The sequence below is a fragment of the Alkalihalobacillus sp. MEB130 genome (assembly GCF_032335535.1).
Taxonomy (GTDB): Bacteria; Bacillota; Bacilli; order Bacillales; family Bacillaceae_D; genus Halalkalibacter.
Genome location: NZ_JAOANA010000001.1, coordinates 139,209 through 156,042, shown reverse-complemented (window position 1 = coordinate 156,042; position 16,834 = coordinate 139,209). Strand labels below are relative to the sequence as shown.

Below are 16,834 nucleotides of genomic sequence, written 5' to 3'. Positions count from 1 at the left end.
TATAATCAGTACGTGAGGAGGTCATCGGTTTGAATGAGACGTTTGAGTTGGTGTCAGCGTATCAACCTGAAGGAGATCAGCCTGAAGCGATACGAAAGTTAGTAGAAGGACTGAAAAAAGGAGAGCGGCATCAAACGTTGCTCGGAGCAACAGGAACAGGAAAGACGTTTACGATGTCGAATGTGATTAAAGAAATCAACAAGCCTACATTGATTATGGCTCATAATAAAACATTAGCAGGACAGCTTTATAGTGAGTTCAAGGAGTTTTTTCCGAATAATGCCGTTGAGTACTTTGTCAGCTACTACGATTACTATCAGCCAGAGGCGTATGTACCGAGCTCGGATACATTTATTGAGAAGGATGCGAGCATTAATGATGAAATTGATAAGCTCCGTCACTCAGCGACGAGTTCGTTATTTGAGCGCAATGATGTGATTATTATTGCGAGTGTTTCTTGTATTTACGGCTTAGGTTCGCCGGAAGAATACCGCGAACTCGTCGTTTCCCTTCGAGTCGGAATGGAAATGGACCGCAATGAGTTGCTTCGTAAGCTCGTTGATATTCAGTATGATCGCAATGATATTAATTTTACGCGCGGAACGTTTCGTGTACGAGGCGATGTGGTCGAGATCTTCCCAGCTTCTCGTGATGAGCAGTGCATTCGAGTTGAATTTTTTGGTGATGAAATAGATCGAATGACCGAGGTGGATGCTCTCACTGGTGAAATTAAGGGCGAGCGTAACCATATCGCCATTTTCCCAGCTTCCCACTTCGTAACGCGTGAGGAAAAGTTAAAAAAGGCGATTGCCAATATTGAAGTTGAGTTAGAAGAACGCTTGAAAGAGCTACATGAACAAGGAAAGCTACTAGAAGCGCAGCGCTTGGAGCAACGTACACGTTATGACATCGAGATGATGGCTGAGATGGGCTTTTGTTCTGGAATCGAGAACTACTCCCGTCATTTAACGTTACGCGGGGCAGGGGCAACTCCTTATACATTGATCGACTTCTTTCCAGAAGATTTCTTGCTCATTATGGATGAGTCTCATGTCACACTTCCGCAAGTGAGAGGAATGTATAACGGAGACCGAGCTCGAAAAGAAGTGCTCGTGAATCATGGGTTCCGTCTGCCTTCAGCTCTAGATAATCGCCCGTTGCAATTTGAAGAGTTTGAGAAAAAAATGCATCAAGCGGTGTACGTTTCAGCAACACCTGGTCCTTACGAGATTGAACACACTCCAAAAATGGTCGAGCAAATCATTCGTCCAACCGGCTTGCTAGATCCAACGATCGATGTTCGTCCGATTGAAGGTCAAATTGACGATCTAATCGGAGAAATTCATGCTCGAGTTGAAAGAAACGAACGGGTGCTAGTAACAACGTTAACGAAAAAAATGTCAGAGGACTTAACCGATTATCTAAAAGAAATCGGCATCCGCGTTCGCTATTTGCATTCCGAAGTGAAAACATTAGAGCGAATCGAAATCATTCGCCAGCTTCGAATGGGGACGTTTGACGTGTTAATTGGGATTAACTTATTACGAGAAGGTCTCGACATTCCAGAAGTCTCTCTTGTAACGATTCTAGATGCGGATAAAGAAGGCTTCCTTCGTTCTGATCGTTCTCTGATCCAAACAATTGGTCGTGCAGCCCGTAATGCCAATGGACATGTAATTATGTACGCAGATAAAATTACAAAGTCGATGAATTTGGCGATTGAAGAAACGAAGCGCCGTCGCTCGATTCAAAAAGAACATAACGAAAAGCATGGCATCACACCTAAAACGATTCAAAAGAAAATTCCAGATGTCATTCAAGCGACGCTTGTCGCTGAAGATACAGATGCGAAAACGTACGCAGCACCAACACAAAAGCTAAACAAAAAAGAACGTCAAGCGATGATCGAACGAATGGAAAAGGAAATGAAGGAAGCTGCGCGCGAGTTAAACTTCGAACGTGCTGCTGAACTTCGTGACCTCGTTCTCGAACTAAAAGCGGAAGGGTGAGGAAACGGTGGCATTAGAAAATATAGTAGTAAAAGGAGCTCGCTCCCATAATTTAAAAAACATCGACGTAACCATTCCACGAGATAAGTTGGTTGTTTTAACAGGCTTATCAGGTTCAGGAAAGTCGTCGCTTGCTTTTGATACGATTTATGCAGAAGGACAAAGGCGTTATGTAGAGTCATTGTCTGCGTACGCCCGTCAGTTTCTTGGACAGATGGATAAGCCGGACGTTGATGCCATTGAAGGATTATCACCAGCTATCTCCATTGACCAAAAAACAACAAGCCGCAACCCGCGTTCGACTGTTGGAACGGTGACGGAAATTTTTGATTACTTGCGCTTGTTGTATGCTCGTATAGGAAAACCAGTTTGTCCGAAACACGGAATCGAAATTGAATCCCAAACGATTCAACAAATGGTTGATCGAATTGTCGAGTATCCTGAGCGAACGAAAATGCAAATTCTTGCTCCACTTGTATCGGGCCGAAAAGGTACTCATGTAAAAGTACTAGAAGATATGAAAAAGCAAGGCTATGTGCGAGTACGTGTTGACGGGGAAATGCGTGAAGTGGCTGACGAGATTGAGTTAGATAAAAATAAAAAACATAGCATCGAGGTCGTGATTGACCGGATTGTCATTAAAGAAGGAATTGAAACGCGTTTAGCGGACTCTTTAGAATCGGCACTTGCTTTAGCTGATGGCCGTGTGCTCGTTGATGTGATTGGAGATGAGGAACTTCTCTTTAGTCAACACCACGCTTGTCCAGAGTGCGGCTTTTCGATTCCGGAGCTTGAGCCGCGAATGTTTTCGTTTAATAGTCCATACGGTGCTTGTCCTTCATGTGATGGACTCGGTTCGAAATTAGAAGTCGATATTGATCTTCTTATTCCGGATCAAACGAAGACGTTGAAGGAGCATGCCATTGCAGCTTGGGAACCAACGAGCTCGCAGTATTACCCGCAGCTACTAGAAGCGGTTTGTGAACATTACCAAATTGATATGGGCATTCCAGTGGAACAGTTGCCAGAAGCGATGTTGGACAAAATTTTATACGGCAGTGGAAAAGAGCGCGTTTATTTCCGCTATGAAAATGAGTTTGGTCAAATTCGTGAAAATCTCGTCTTGTTTGAAGGGGTCGTGAACAACGTCGCCCGTCGGTACAAAGAAACAAGCTCAGATTACATACGTGAGCAAATGGAAGCGTACATGACTCATAAACATTGCCCAACGTGTAAAGGATTTCGTCTGAAAAAAGAAGCACTCGCTGTTTTTGTCGGAGGAAGTCACCTTGGACAAGTAGCCTCGCTTTCTGTAAAAGATGCAAAAACTCATTTTGAACAACTAGAGTTATCAGATAAAGATATGGCAATTGCTCGCTTAATTTTTAAGGAAATAGATGATCGTTTAGGATTTTTAATCAATGTCGGACTAGATTATTTATCTTTAAGCCGCTCAGCAGGAACGTTGTCAGGTGGTGAAGCGCAGCGAATTCGCCTTGCTACGCAAATCGGTTCCTCCTTAATGGGAGTGCTCTACATACTTGATGAGCCGTCTATCGGGTTGCATCAACGTGACAACGATCGTCTTATTGAAACATTGGAGCATATGCGCAACTTAGGTAATACGCTCATCGTCGTGGAGCATGATGAAGACACGATGATGGCAGCCGATTATATTATCGATATCGGTCCAGGTGCCGGCGTTCATGGTGGTCAAATTACCGCACAAGGAACACCAGAAGAAATTATGAATGACGAAAACTCGTTGACCGGCCAATATTTGTCTGGGAAAAAGTTTATACCCATCCCAAGTGAGAGAAGAGAATCGGATGGCCGCTCATTTACGGTAAAAAAGGCCAGTGAAAACAACTTGAAAAATGTCTCGGTTACGTTTCCACTCGGTGTCTTTATGGCCGTAACAGGGGTTTCTGGATCAGGAAAAAGTACGCTCATTAATGAAATTGTCTATAAGTCACTTGCTCAGAAGCTTCACCGAGCAAAAGAAAAACCAGGTGCTCATAAAGAAATCGTCGGTCTTGAACAAATTGATAAAGTCATTGAAATTGATCAGTCTCCTATCGGACGAACACCGCGATCGAATCCAGCCACTTACACAGGTTTATTTGATGACATTCGTGATGTGTTTGCCTTAACGAATGAAGCAAAAGTAAGAGGCTACAAAAAAGGGCGCTTTAGTTTTAACGTAAAAGGGGGACGCTGCGAGGCGTGCCGCGGCGACGGAATCATTAAAATTGAAATGCACTTTTTACCGGACGTGTATGTTCCTTGTGAAATTTGTGAAGGAAAACGATACAACCGCGAAACTCTTGATATTACGTACAAAGGCAAAACGATTGCCGATGTGCTTGGAATGACGGTAGAAGAAGGATTAGAGTTCTTTGCCAACATCCCGAAGATTAATAGAAAAATTCAAACCCTCGTTGATGTAGGACTAGGCTATATCCGCCTCGGACAGCCCGCAACGACGTTATCCGGAGGCGAAGCGCAGCGCGTGAAGTTAGCGTCTCAGCTTCATAAACGAGCGACCGGACGCACGATCTATATTCTCGATGAACCAACGACCGGTCTTCATGTTGATGATATCGACCGCTTGCTAAAAGTATTGCAGCGCCTTGTTGATAATGGAGACACGGTGTTAGTGATCGAGCACAACCTAGATGTGATTAAAACGGTTGACCATATTATCGACTTAGGACCTGAAGGCGGCGACAAAGGTGGCCAACTGGTAGCGCAAGGAACACCAGAGGAAGTCGCACAAGTCGAAGGCTCCTACACTGGTAAGTATTTGAAGCCGATTTTGGACCGCGATAAAGAGCGGATGGATCAGCTGGTGAGGGAGAAAGAGTTGATGAGGTAGAGTGTTTGGTGAAAGGCGTGGATTGATGTCCACGTCTTTTTGTTTTGTATTTTTTGGGGTGAGGGGAAAGGAATGAGAAATTGTAGAAGGAAAAGTAACGCCGTCGATAAGAAGAAAAGCAAAAAATGAGAGCGTTAGAAGGGGAAAGTAATGCCGTCGAAAAGGAGATTAGCAAAAATGAGAACGTTAGAAGGAGGAAGTAACGCCGTCGAAAAGGGAAAAAGCAGAAATGAGAGCGTTAGAAGGAGGAAGTAACGTTGTCGGGAAGGAGAAAAGCAGAAATGAGAGCGTTAGAAGGAGGAAGTAACGCCGTCGAAAAGGGAAAAAGCAGAAATGAGAGCGTTAGAAGGAGGAAGTAACGCCGTCGAGAAGGAGAAAAGCAGAAATGAGAGCATTAGAAGAAAGAAGTAACGTTGTCGAAAAGGAGATTAGCAAAAATGAGAGCGTTAGAAGGAGGAAGTAACGCCGTCGAAAAGGGAAAAAGCAAAAAATGAGAGCGTTAGAAGGAGGAAGTAACGCCGTCGAAAAGGAGATTAGCAAAAATGAGAGCTTTAGAAGGGGAAAGTAACGTTGTCGAAAAAGGAAAAAGCAGAAATGAGAGCGTTAGAAGGAGGAAGTAACGCCGTCGAAAAGGGAAAAAGCTGAAATGACAGCGTTAGAAGGAAGAAGTAACACCTCCGAAAAGGAGAAAAGCAAAATTTGAAGAGGGCTCTGTGCTTTACTCAAGAAATATCATTAGAACTCGGTATATCTCCTCCCCCTCTACCTCCAATCAAAAAATAAGATGTCCACCACTTTTTTCTTTTGATTTGAAACATCTTTATGATTCATTTCGTAATACAATAGTGTAGTGAACTTAGTAGCAGGTTATAGTAAATACGTAATCAGACTGATAAGGAGTGAGATGAGTGGAAGAGCGTAAAATGGTGTTGAAGATGATTGAGGATGGGAAAATTACGGCGGAGGAAGGAGTCAAGTTGCTAGAGGCCATGGAAAAGACGGACTCCGGTTCACAGAAAACGAAGGAAGAGCAGCCGTCGATGGAGATGTCGACAAAGGTGAATTGGGATGAGGGCGAGCAGTATCGTGACCGAGCAAGGCATGCAGCGTATTCTACAGCGAATATGTTCACATCTTTTATTGAAAGTACGATTCAAAAAATTAAAGATGTTGATCTTGATTTCAACTTTGGCTCATCAGTAGAAGTTGATCATATTTTTCAGCATCGCGATATTTCACCGGCGTCGGTGGATGTATCGTTGGAAAATGGTTCAATTACGTTTAAGCCGTGGGATGAGGCTGATGTACGGGTGGAGTGTAAAGCGAAGGTATATCGGGTAAAGGATAGTGAGGAGGCAAGGCGCACGTTTTTACAAGAGACTTCGTTTCGAGTTGATGAGCGTAAATTGCTATTCCATACAAAAACGAAATCGATGAAAGTGCAAACAACGATTTATATTCCTCGTCAAACGTTTGATCATATTAAACTTTATACGTTTAATGGGCAAATTAATGGTGGTACATTTGAAGTCGATACGCTCGATGTAAATGCCATTAATGGACCGCTTACGTTCTCCTCGGTAAAAGCGAAAAAAGTAATGGGAGAAACGGTCAATGGTGCGATTGAATTTAAGCAAGTTGAGATGGATGTGATTGATGCAAAAACATTGCATGGTGGTATTACACTAGCTGGAAAAGTTCAAGACTTTGATGCAGAGACGATCAATGGTTCGATCACATATGAGATTGATGAGCTTGAAGAATCAGGTTATGCTGATCTAAAGGCAACGACGGGCAGCATTCATTTGTTTATTCCTAAATCAAATCGGATTGAAGGAAAGCTGAAAACGAATGTCGGCGCGTTCACGATTGATTTAAGCGAATACGAAACGCTAGAAGAGAAAAAAGAATTTGCACAAAAATCGTTAAGTTTTATTGGCAATCAACAATCGTCTCCACGAATAAAGGTAAATGCAACGACGAATACAGGATCGGTTCTTGTAAAAGACCAGAAGTAAGAGAGCAACGGGAAGGATCAAAAGAGCTGGATGTCTTTCTTCCTCCCATACAAAAAAAAGAAATGAGGTGAGGCAGGATGAAACGATTGTATCGAACTCAATATGATCGTAAGTTAGCAGGGATATGTGGTGGAGTGGCAAAGTATTTTTCCGTAGATCCTACGATTATTCGATTGTTAGCGGTTATTTTGTTTTTTGTTTCGGGATTTGTTCCATTCATCATTGGTTACATCATCGCGATTGTGATTATTCCGAATGAAGAGGATGTGTGAGTGGTATGAGATGGATCATTGGACTAGTTATTAATGCTTTAATTTTGATGGGAATTGCCTATTTGTTTGATGGTTTTTATGTATCGGGGTTTGGCGCAGCCATCATTGCCAGTGTCCTTCTGTCTATTGTAAATGCGATTGTGCGTCCGATTTTAGTTGTGCTAACTCTGCCGATTACGATCTTAACTCTTGGCTTCTTTTTGTTTGTGATTAGTGCGCTCACGTTAATGATGACAGCGGTTCTCATGGGCAGCGCCTTTGTCATTGATGGATTTGGGATGGCGATACTGGCAGCCATTTTAATTGCGATTATTCAAACGTTTGTGGTAAAACCGATACGTAAACGCTAAAATGAGGGTCTGACCCCTACCCCCGTGGGTAGGGGTCAGACCCTAAAAAAATTTAAGCAAGTATGAAATATGCGTAAGGAAAACATGCTAAAATGGAAAAGGTATTCACTCCGTTAGGAAGCATATGAGACGTGAAGGTGGGGTTTTGAAGTGGCAAAGGTAACAGCAAACGATTTATTAGAGCGCTTTAATTTACAATTAATAGCAGGAGAAGAAGGCATTTATCGCCCAATAACGACAAGTGATCTATCTAGACCGGGTATTGAGATGGCTGGGTATTTTACATATTATCCGGCGAAACGTTTGCAGCTATTAGGACGGACGGAGCTTTCATTTTTTGAACATTTAAAGCAGCATGAAAGAGAAGAAAGAATGCTTAAGCTTTGTACATATGATACACCTGGAATTATTATTTCTCGTGGTTTGGAAGTTCCGCCCGAGTTAGTGGATGCGGCGGAAAAGGTAGGAGTACCTTTGATGAGGTCAAGTGTGCCTACCACTCGATTAAGTAGTAGCATTACGACTTTTCTAGATAGTGAACTGGCTCCAATGACAGCGGTGCATGGGGTTCTTGTTGATATTTACGGAATTGGAGTCTTAATTACAGGAAATAGTGGGGTCGGGAAAAGTGAAACGGCTCTTGACTTAGTTCGTCGTGGGCATCGTTTAGTTGCTGATGATTCAGTCGAAATTCGTCAAGAAAATGAAGGGACTCTTGTTGGACGTTCTCCGGATTTAATTCAACATTTGCTTGAAATTCGTGGGTTAGGCATTATTAACGTGATGACGTTATTTGGTGCAGGAGCGGTTCGTCCGCATAAACGAATTGTTCTTTGTATTAATTTAGAATTATGGGATCAGAAGAAAGCATATGATCGTTTAGGTTTAGAAGAAGAAAAAATGAAAATAATTGATTCAGAAATTACAAAATTAACGGTTCCTGTACGACCTGGACGAAATTTAGCTGTTATTATTGAAGTGGCTGCGATGAACTTCCGCTTGAAACGACTTGGCTATGATGCGGCGCAAGAATTTTCGTCACGTTTGACTGATGTGATCGAAGAGGGAGATCATGACGAATTTCGGTAAGAGTATGATATAATGACGGCGTGTTCGATTATGAACGCGCCTTGTTTTGATGTTATGTTAGGAGAGTGGAAACGTGGAAGAGACAATACAACCTTATAGTCGAATCTTTTTAGAGATTGGACCATTGACGATTTATTGGTACGGGGCATTAATTGGTCTAGGTGTTTTCCTTGGCTACTTAGTTGCTACAAGAGAAGCTGTAAAACGCGGCTACCCTAAAGAAATGTATGCGGATGTCTTGCTATTTGCGTTACCTATTGCGATTTTATCTGCAAGAGCTTATTATGTGATTTTTAGATGGGAACAATTTGCCGATAACCCAATTCGTATGTTCTACATATGGGAAGGTGGATTATCAATCCATGGCGGGGTCATCGGGGGAATGCTGACTGCCTACTTTTTCTGTAGAAAACGAGGCTATTCATTCTGGCAAGTGGCCGATATTACCGCACCGAGTTTGTTGTTAGCTCAAGCGATTGGACGCTGGGGTAACTTTATGAACCAAGAAGTGTATGGCGGGCCTGTCACGAGAGAATTTTTAGAAGGCATACTACTACCAGACTTTATTATTAACCAAATGTACATCAATGGTACATACTATCACCCGACGTTTTTATATGAATCGATTTGGAACTTGCTTGGATTCTTCTTGTTGATTTACCTACGCAGATTCAACCTGAAACAAGGGGAAATCTTCATGACGTACTTGGTATACTATTCGTTTGCGCGCTTCTTCCTTGAGATGATTCGTCTTGATTACTTATTAATTGGCGGTGTGCTCAAAACAGCACAAGTTGCCTCAATCATCTTAATTGTCGGCGCGATTATTTTCACTATCTACCGCCGAAGCAAACCAAACACACCAAACTATCACGACCCAGGCCCAGAAGCGATAGCTACTAAGACTAAAAAAAATAATAAAAAGAAAAAGAAGAAATAAAACAAAAAGGGCGACCTTCCCTTTTTGTTTTATTTCGAAGCAGTGAGCGAAGCCGCCGTAAACGCCTTTAAGCCTTTTGGACGGACTTCCCAAAAGGCGCACGGCGAGCGGAGCCACTGCACAGGGGGATCGCACATAACAAAGAGAAAAAGGGCGACCTTCCCTTTTTGTTTTAGTTCGAAGCAGTGAGCGAAGCCGCCGTAAACGCCCTTAAGCCTTTTGGGCGCACGCACGGCGAGCGGAGCCACTGCACAGGGGATTCGCACGTAACAGGGAAAAAAAGGGCGACCTTCCCTTTTTGTTTTATTTCGAAAATAGAAAGAGTGTTACACGCATGGAGGGAGAGAAAGCAGTGGGGATGCTAAAACGCGGGCTCCTTGTCGGGTTGCAAACGACGTGGACGCTTGGAAAGATCATTTTTCCGATTACGTTAATTGTCACGATTTTAGGTTATACCCCTGTACTTGAATGGGTAGCTCGGCTGCTCGCTCCGGTTATGGGATGGATTGGGCTGCCAGGAGAAGCAGCCATTCCGCTTGTTCTAGGAAATGTCCTTAATTTGTATGCGGCCATTGGGGCGATTTTGACTTTGGAGTTAACGGTGAAAGAAGTGTTTATTTTAGCTGTCATGCTATCTTTCTCTCATAACTTGTTTGTTGAATCGGCTGTGGCAACAAAAGTGGGCATCCGTATGTCGGTTGTGCTTGTGGTTCGAATTGGGCTTGCTCTCTTCTCGGCTTTTCTGATCAATTTGGTGTGGTCAGGAGGACAAGAAACAGCTCAATACGGCTTTGTGTCTAGCACAGGGCAGCCAGAAGTGACCGGATGGCTTAGCATTGCTTGGCAAGGGGTTACGAGTGCAACAATTGGAATTCTACAGCTGGCGATGATTGTGATTCCATTGATGATCGTCGTTCAAGTAATGAAAGAAAAAAACTGGCTCAGCTTTGTATCAAAAGCTATGGCTCCATTTACAAAAATGCTTGGCATAAAAGAAAACACATCAACAACCCTGGCATCAGGTTTATTATTTGGACTCGCATTTGGGGCGGGGGTTATGATACAAGCAGCGAAAGAAGACGGGGTTGCTAAAAAAGATTTGTACCTTGTGTTTATTTTCCTCGTTGCATGTCATGCTGTTGTGGAGGATACCCTTATTTTTATCCCACTCGGAATTCCGGTTTGGCCGTTGCTGCTGATTCGAGTCGTGACCGCCATTTTATTAACAATGGCGATTGCCTATATTTGGAACCGAACTGAAAAAAAACAAGAGTTAGAACGAAAGGAAGCGGCTTTATGAAGATCGATACGTTATTGTTTGACTTAGACGGAACGTTAATTAATACAAATGAATTAATTATAGCTTCATTTCTGCATACGCTAGATCAATATAAACCAGGAGAGTATACGCGTGAACATGCGATTGAGTTTATCGGACCGCCTCTTAGGGATAGTTTTGAATCCGTTGATGACGCTCGTGTTGATGAGATGATTCAAACATACCGAACGTTTAATCATGAGAAGCACGATGAACTTGTAACAGAGTATGAAGGTGTTTATGAAACGATCGAACGCTTTCATAAAGAAGGATACAAATTAGCGATTGTCACAACGAAGATTAGACAAACCGCATTAATGGGGTTGAAGCTGACTGGACTTGATCAATTTTTTGACGTGGTTATCGGACTTGATGATGTCGAAAGAGCCAAACCAGACCCTGAACCACTTGAAAAAGCACTGAATGCCTTAGGTTCATCAAAAGAATCAGCGATGATGATTGGTGATAGCTTATTTGATGTCGAGGCAGGTAAAAACCTAGGTGTTCCAACAGCTGTCGTTGGTTGGTCAATTAAGGGACCGGAAAAAATTAAGACGTTTGAAGCAGATTACACCCTTTCTAACATGCGCGACCTATTAGCGATTGTTGGAGTGGAAAAACAATGAGTCGGAAAACAGAGCGGTACCCTGTAACAGAGGCCAATTCGCTCTGGCAAATTTACAAAACGGTTCCTTTTTGGAAGGTTGTCAAAAATTTCATTGTCATTCAAGTAGCTCGCTACACACCATGGATCAGCGTGAAAAACTGGCTGTACCGGACGTTTCTTCGCATGAAAGTGGGCGATGAAACAGCCGTTGCGTTAATGGTAATGATGGACATTATGTTTCCTGAACGCATTTCAATCGGACGAAATTCGATTATTGGTTACAACACCACGATTTTGGCTCACGAATATTTAATAAAAGAATATCGGCTTGGCGATGTTGTCATTGGTGATGAGGTCATGATTGGGGCGAATACGACGATCTTGCCAGGCGTAACAATTGGCGATGGCGCCATTGTATCAGCTGGGACTCTCGTCTATCGAGATGTTCCTGCTGGGGCATTTGTCGGTGGAAATCCGATGCAGGTGATTCGGGAGAAGATGGATGATGAGTAGGAGAGGCTGCTAGAGCGTGTTGGGCGCTTTAGTGGTCTTTTTATTTTGAATCATTATAACTTAAAGTTTTAAAATTCTCTTTTTAATACTTTAAGTTATAATTTCATATTTCTGACACAAGCTATTTACAATAAAGTAACTGTTTGAAATAAATTTCTTAGGATGAAAAACATATGCATGTACTTACTGCCATCATTAGCATCATAGTTGCTTATTTTTGGGGAGATTGGAGAAACTGGGAGAAGTATCATACAACATTATTATTCTTTGCTCTTGGGAATTTGGTGTATAACTTCTTAACGGCAAATTACTTTTTGTGGCGTATGGATGCTGACTTCATCTCAAATCATACCCTTACGGAAATACTCTATACATTTACCGTTTTTCCAGCTACTGGTTTGCTTTTTTTAGGGAATTACCCTAAAACTGGTTTTAAACAAATATTACATACACTACAATGGATTGCGATATATGGAATATGGGAATACGTTTTCACGTTAACTGGAAATATCAAGTACCAGTATGGATGGACATTGGGATGGTCAATCGTAGCCCTCTTCATTATGTTTCCGTTACTAAGACTACACCATAAACATCCGTTAGTAGCGTATGTGTTGTTTGGGCTTGTTTGTGTTGGATTTATTTGGTTGTTTGATATTCCAGTTCACTTGCCTGTTGAAGAAAGAGCTAATTATGGGCAATAGAAAACGTAGCTTATTTTGACAGATGTTTTTCATTAATTAAACGTTTATTTATATTACAGTAGGAAAAGCCGATGAGGTATTGTTCATCGGCTTTTCTTGTTATCGGAAGAAAAGAATGTTGCAGTAAAGACCATTTGAGCTCTTAGCGCAATGGAACGAACATGTGAAGAACATCTCCCCCTTACAAACAAAAGAGGCGAAAACACCCTATCAGAATACTCTCAACTTAAATTATAAGATAATTCCATCAAAACGGTTGACGCCTGAAATAAATTCGCGGTAAACTAACAATACGCTTTATCTTATTAGCACATTAGCGAACTAAAGGAAAAAGAATATTTTAACGAAAGAAAAACAGGTATTTTGACAAAAATCGCGAATGATAGGAAAGATAGAAAAAAGATACAGGAGAGCTGCGTGTGGTATAACGCAGACAACGGAGAATGAACGAGGAGTGAAATCAATGTCGAAGCCACTGATGTTTGAAAAGCCACTTGGAATGCGTGACACATTGCCTGGCATGTATGAAATGAAAAAACAAGTACGTCAGCAATTAGAAGCGGAAATGTCCGGATGGGGATACGAAATGATTGAAACCCCAACGTTAGAATATTATGAAACGGTTGGTGTAGCGTCAGCTATTTTAGATCAGCAGTTGTTTAAATTATTAGATCAGCAAGGAAATACGCTCGTGCTTCGTCCGGATATGACAGCACCGATTGCGAGACTCGTTGCTTCCAGTATGAAAGGAGAAGCATATCCGCTACGACTTTCTTATCAATCTACTGTCTTTCGTGCCCAGCAAAACGAAGCAGGAAAGCCTGCGGAGTTTGAGCAATTAGGTGTGGAACTCATTGGAGACGGCACCGTTAGTGCAGACGGAGAAGTGATCGCCCTTATGGCATCTGCGTTAAAACGTGCGGGGTTATCGCATTTTAAAATTGCGATTGGTCATGTTGGGTATGTGAATGCGCTTCTAGAAGATATTGTCGGAGAGCGTGCGGATGAGTTGCGTCGTTTTTTATATGAAAAAAATTATGTAGGCTTCCGTGAGCATGTGAAAAGCTTGCCGATCTCCTCGATTGATAAAGGCCGACTTCTTAGTCTGTTAAAGCTACGTGGCGGAAAAGACACGGTAGAGGAAGCGGCTAAACTTATTTCAAACGGTGAGGGTGCCAAAGCATTAGCTGAACTTTCTGAGCTATGGCAAGTGCTAGAAAGCTACGGAATTGAGCAATATGTCAAGCTTGATTTAAACTTGGTTCTGCACATGAGCTATTACACAGGTGCGGTATTTGAAGGGTATGGAAGCAATTTAGGTGTTCCGCTTTGTAGTGGAGGACGTTATGATGAGCTACTTGGTAAGTTCGAACGCCCAGGTCAAGCAACGGGATTTGGAGTACGTCTTGATTTACTCGTTGAAGCCATTGGTGAGATGAATACAAAACAAAAGAAAACATGCATCGTCTTTAGCAAAGAACGACGAGCGGAAGCATTTCAAGAAGCTGCGAGCTTAAGAGAAGCGGGCGAGTCAGTTGTTGTTCAAGATATTGCCGGAGTCGAGGATGTTGACGGAATGTCAGAACAATTTACTGAGGTGCACTATTTTATTGGTGCGAAGAAAGGAGACGCGTAACATGGCAGAATGGTTAACGGTCGCGATGCCGAAAGGGAGAATTTTTGAAGAAGCATTAGAATTGCTGCGAAAAGCAGGCTACAACTTACCGGCAGAGTTTGATGATTCTCGCAAGTTAATTATTGACGTGCCAGAAGAAAATATGCGTTTCATCTTAGCGAAACCAATGGATGTTCCAACGTACGTTGAACACGGTGTAGCCGATGTTGGGGTAGCCGGAAAAGATACAATGATTGAAGAAGAGCGCGTCGTTTATGAAGTGCTCGATCTACAAATTAGTGAATGCTATTTAGCGGTAGCGGGTCTTCCGAATTATGAAAAGAAAGACATTAATCCAAAAGTCGCTTCCAAGTATCCAAATCTAGCGACTCAATATTTTAAAGAGCAAGGCGAGCAAGTCGAAATTATTAAGTTAAATGGTTCGATTGAGTTAGCGCCATTAATTGGCCTTGCTGATCGCATTGTGGATATTGTTTCAACAGGCCGAACGTTAAAAGAAAATGGGCTAGTCGAGCTTGAAACGATTGTCCCGATTACCTCTCGTCTTATTGTGAATCCAGTTAGTTACCGAATGAAAGACGAGCGAATCGATCAAATGGTCGAACGTCTTTCTAAAGTAATCGAGGGGGAGGAAGCATGAAAATTGTAAAAGTCGGTGCAGAAGTAAGCATCAAGAGAGATATTGATACAGGAACCGAGCAACAGCGTGAAGCAGTAGAGGCGATCATTGCTCAAGTGAAGGAGCAAGGAGATCAAGCTTTATTTGAATTAACGAAAAAATTTGATGGAGCTGATCTTGCAAGTTTTCGAGTAACAGATGAAGAGCTTCAAGGTGCGTATGCTGAGATTAGTGATGAACTGATCTCTGCTTTGAAAGAGGCGATTGAGAATATAAAGGATTTTCATCAGCGTCAAACACGTCAATCTTGGATGACGACTAAAGAAGATGGAACGATTCTTGGTCAAAAGGTTACACCGCTTGATTCAGTTGGTGTCTACGTACCAGGTGGAAAAGCAGCGTATCCGTCATCCATAATGATGAACGTGATTCCTGCTCAAGTTGCGGGTGTTAAGCGTATTGTTATGGTGTCGCCAGCTGGAGCTGATGGAAACTTGCCAGCGAGTGTTCTTGTAACAGCTAGTGAATTAGGAGTAGAGGAAATCTACAAAGTCGGTGGAGCTCAAGCGGTTGCCGCTCTAGCTTATGGGACAGAATCGATTCAGTCTGTTGATAAAATTACGGGACCAGGTAACATCTATGTCGCGTTAGCCAAACGTGCTGTATTTGGCACCGTTGATATTGATATGATTGCGGGACCGAGTGAAATTGTCGTTCTTGCCGATGATTCGGCAAACCCGCGTTACATTGCAGCTGATCTTCTCTCTCAAGCAGAACACGATGAGCAAGCCTCAGCGGTGTTAGTGACAGCGTCTCAAGAGCTAGCTGAAAAGGTAGCAAAAGAAGTACAAGAGCAACTAACAACCTTACCGAAAAGAGAAATCGCAGGCGCATCCATTCGTGATTATGGCGTCATTTATGTTGCTAGTGATTTAGTGGAGGCTGTTGATGTTGTAAATCAACTCGCTCCTGAGCATTTAGAAGTTTTAACAGAAGAACCAATGAATTTGATAGGGAAAATTCGCCATGCCGGAGCGATTTTTGTTGGACCGTACAGCTCAGAACCAGTCGGAGATTATTTTGCAGGACCGAATCATGTTTTACCGACAAATGGGACGGCTCGTTTTTCAAGCCCACTCAATGTCGATGACTTTACGAAAAAATCAAGCATTATTTCTTATAGCAAACAAGCGATCGAAGAAAATGGTCGTAAAATTTCAGCTCTTGCCCGTTTAGAGGGTCTTGAAGCACATGCTCGAGCAATTGATATTAGGTTGGAGGATAAATAATATGACAGAACGCCGCGCGCAAATTGAACGTAACACAGGAGAAACACAAATCAAACTAGACTTTACAGTAGATGGAGAAGGAAAATCAGAGCTTGAAACAGGTGTCCCTTTTCTTACACATATGTTGGACCTTTTTACGAAACACGGTCACTTTAACTTAACGGTTGATGCCAACGGTGATACGGAAGTGGACGATCATCACACGACTGAGGATATTGGCATTTGCTTAGGTCATGTGTTAAAAGAAGCTCTTGGCGACAAAAAAGGAATTCGTCGTTATGGAAACGCATTTGTCCCAATGGATGAAACGTTAGCGCAAGTTGTTGTTGATTTAAGTAATCGACCACATCTTGAGTTTCGTGCTGAGTTCCCGAGTCAAAAGGTGGGAACGTTTGATGTGGAACTTGTTCATGAGTTTATGTGGAAGCTTGCTCTTGAAGCGCGTATGAATTTACATATTATCGTTCACTATGGCCACAACACACATCACATGATTGAAGCGATCTTTAAAGCATTAGCACGAGCTCTTGATGAAGCAACGAGCATTGACGAGCGGGTTAAAGGGGTCCCGTCGACGAAAGGAATGTTATAA

Annotated in this window: 15 protein-coding genes; all 15 read left to right on the top strand. The window is 42.4% G+C overall.

What is annotated here, in order from left to right; all coding sequences use genetic code 11:
• Positions 1–29 precede the first annotated feature (29 nt).
• The 15 genes from uvrB to hisB all read left to right on the top strand — a co-directional run bounded on the left by uvrB (position 30) and on the right by hisB (position 16,834).
• A complete protein-coding gene (gene uvrB / locus N0O92_RS00810) occupies positions 30–2,009 on the top strand; it encodes an excinuclease ABC subunit UvrB (RefSeq protein ID WP_315612699.1) in 1,980 nt (659 codons plus the stop codon).
• 7 nt (positions 2,010–2,016) lie between these two features.
• Positions 2,017–4,887, top strand: coding sequence for an excinuclease ABC subunit UvrA (gene uvrA / locus N0O92_RS00805; RefSeq protein WP_315612698.1), 2,871 nt, complete (start codon positions 2,017–2,019; stop codon positions 4,885–4,887).
• 908 nt (positions 4,888–5,795) lie between these two features.
• On the top strand, positions 5,796–6,905 hold the full coding sequence (locus tag N0O92_RS00800; RefSeq protein WP_315612697.1) for a DUF4097 family beta strand repeat-containing protein: 1,110 nt from the start codon (positions 5,796–5,798) through the stop codon (positions 6,903–6,905).
• A gap of 77 nt (positions 6,906–6,982) precedes the next feature.
• Complete coding sequence (locus tag N0O92_RS00795; RefSeq protein ID WP_315612696.1) at positions 6,983–7,177, top strand: PspC domain-containing protein; 195 nt, start codon at positions 6,983–6,985, stop codon at positions 7,175–7,177.
• A gap of 5 nt (positions 7,178–7,182) precedes the next feature.
• On the top strand, positions 7,183–7,527 hold the full coding sequence (locus tag N0O92_RS00790) for a phage holin family protein (RefSeq protein WP_315612695.1): 345 nt from the start codon (positions 7,183–7,185) through the stop codon (positions 7,525–7,527).
• A gap of 150 nt (positions 7,528–7,677) precedes the next feature.
• Positions 7,678–8,616: an HPr(Ser) kinase/phosphatase gene (hprK, locus tag N0O92_RS00785; RefSeq protein WP_315612694.1), complete on the top strand. Its 939-nt coding sequence runs from the start codon at positions 7,678–7,680 to the stop codon at positions 8,614–8,616.
• A 73-nt stretch (positions 8,617–8,689) separates the two neighbouring features.
• Positions 8,690–9,556 (top strand): prolipoprotein diacylglyceryl transferase, encoded by an 867-nt coding sequence (lgt, locus tag N0O92_RS00780; protein ID WP_315612693.1) that lies wholly within the window; start codon positions 8,690–8,692, stop codon positions 9,554–9,556.
• 352 nt (positions 9,557–9,908) lie between these two features.
• Complete coding sequence (locus tag N0O92_RS00775; protein ID WP_315612692.1) at positions 9,909–10,856, top strand: nucleoside recognition domain-containing protein; 948 nt, start codon at positions 9,909–9,911, stop codon at positions 10,854–10,856.
• On the top strand, positions 10,853–11,500 hold the full coding sequence (ppaX, locus tag N0O92_RS00770; RefSeq protein WP_315612691.1) for a pyrophosphatase PpaX: 648 nt from the start codon (positions 10,853–10,855) through the stop codon (positions 11,498–11,500). The genes N0O92_RS00775 and ppaX overlap by 4 nt, the downstream gene beginning before the upstream one ends.
• Positions 11,497–11,994, top strand: a complete 498-nt coding sequence (locus tag N0O92_RS00765) for an acyltransferase (RefSeq protein ID WP_315612690.1) — start codon at positions 11,497–11,499, stop codon at positions 11,992–11,994. Before ppaX ends, N0O92_RS00765 begins: the two co-directional genes overlap by 4 nt.
• A 173-nt stretch (positions 11,995–12,167) precedes the next feature.
• The gene (locus N0O92_RS00760; RefSeq protein ID WP_315612689.1) at positions 12,168–12,698 is read left to right on the top strand and encodes a CBO0543 family protein; all 531 of its coding nucleotides are present in this window, start codon (positions 12,168–12,170) and stop codon (positions 12,696–12,698) included.
• A 463-nt stretch (positions 12,699–13,161) separates the two neighbouring features.
• Positions 13,162–14,334, top strand: a complete 1,173-nt coding sequence (locus N0O92_RS00755) for an ATP phosphoribosyltransferase regulatory subunit (RefSeq protein WP_315612688.1) — start codon at positions 13,162–13,164, stop codon at positions 14,332–14,334.
• 1 nt (position 14,335) lies between these two features.
• Positions 14,336–14,974 carry an ATP phosphoribosyltransferase gene (hisG, locus tag N0O92_RS00750; RefSeq protein WP_315612687.1) on the top strand — a complete coding sequence of 213 codons (639 nt, stop codon included), beginning with the start codon at positions 14,336–14,338 and terminating at the stop codon, positions 14,972–14,974.
• Positions 14,971–16,242 (top strand): histidinol dehydrogenase, encoded by a 1,272-nt coding sequence (gene hisD, locus N0O92_RS00745; RefSeq protein WP_315612686.1) that lies wholly within the window; start codon positions 14,971–14,973, stop codon positions 16,240–16,242. Before hisG ends, hisD begins: the two co-directional genes overlap by 4 nt.
• 1 nt (position 16,243) lies before the next feature.
• Entirely contained in the window at positions 16,244–16,834 is a 591-nt protein-coding gene (hisB, locus tag N0O92_RS00740) for an imidazoleglycerol-phosphate dehydratase HisB (RefSeq protein ID WP_315612685.1), read from the top strand.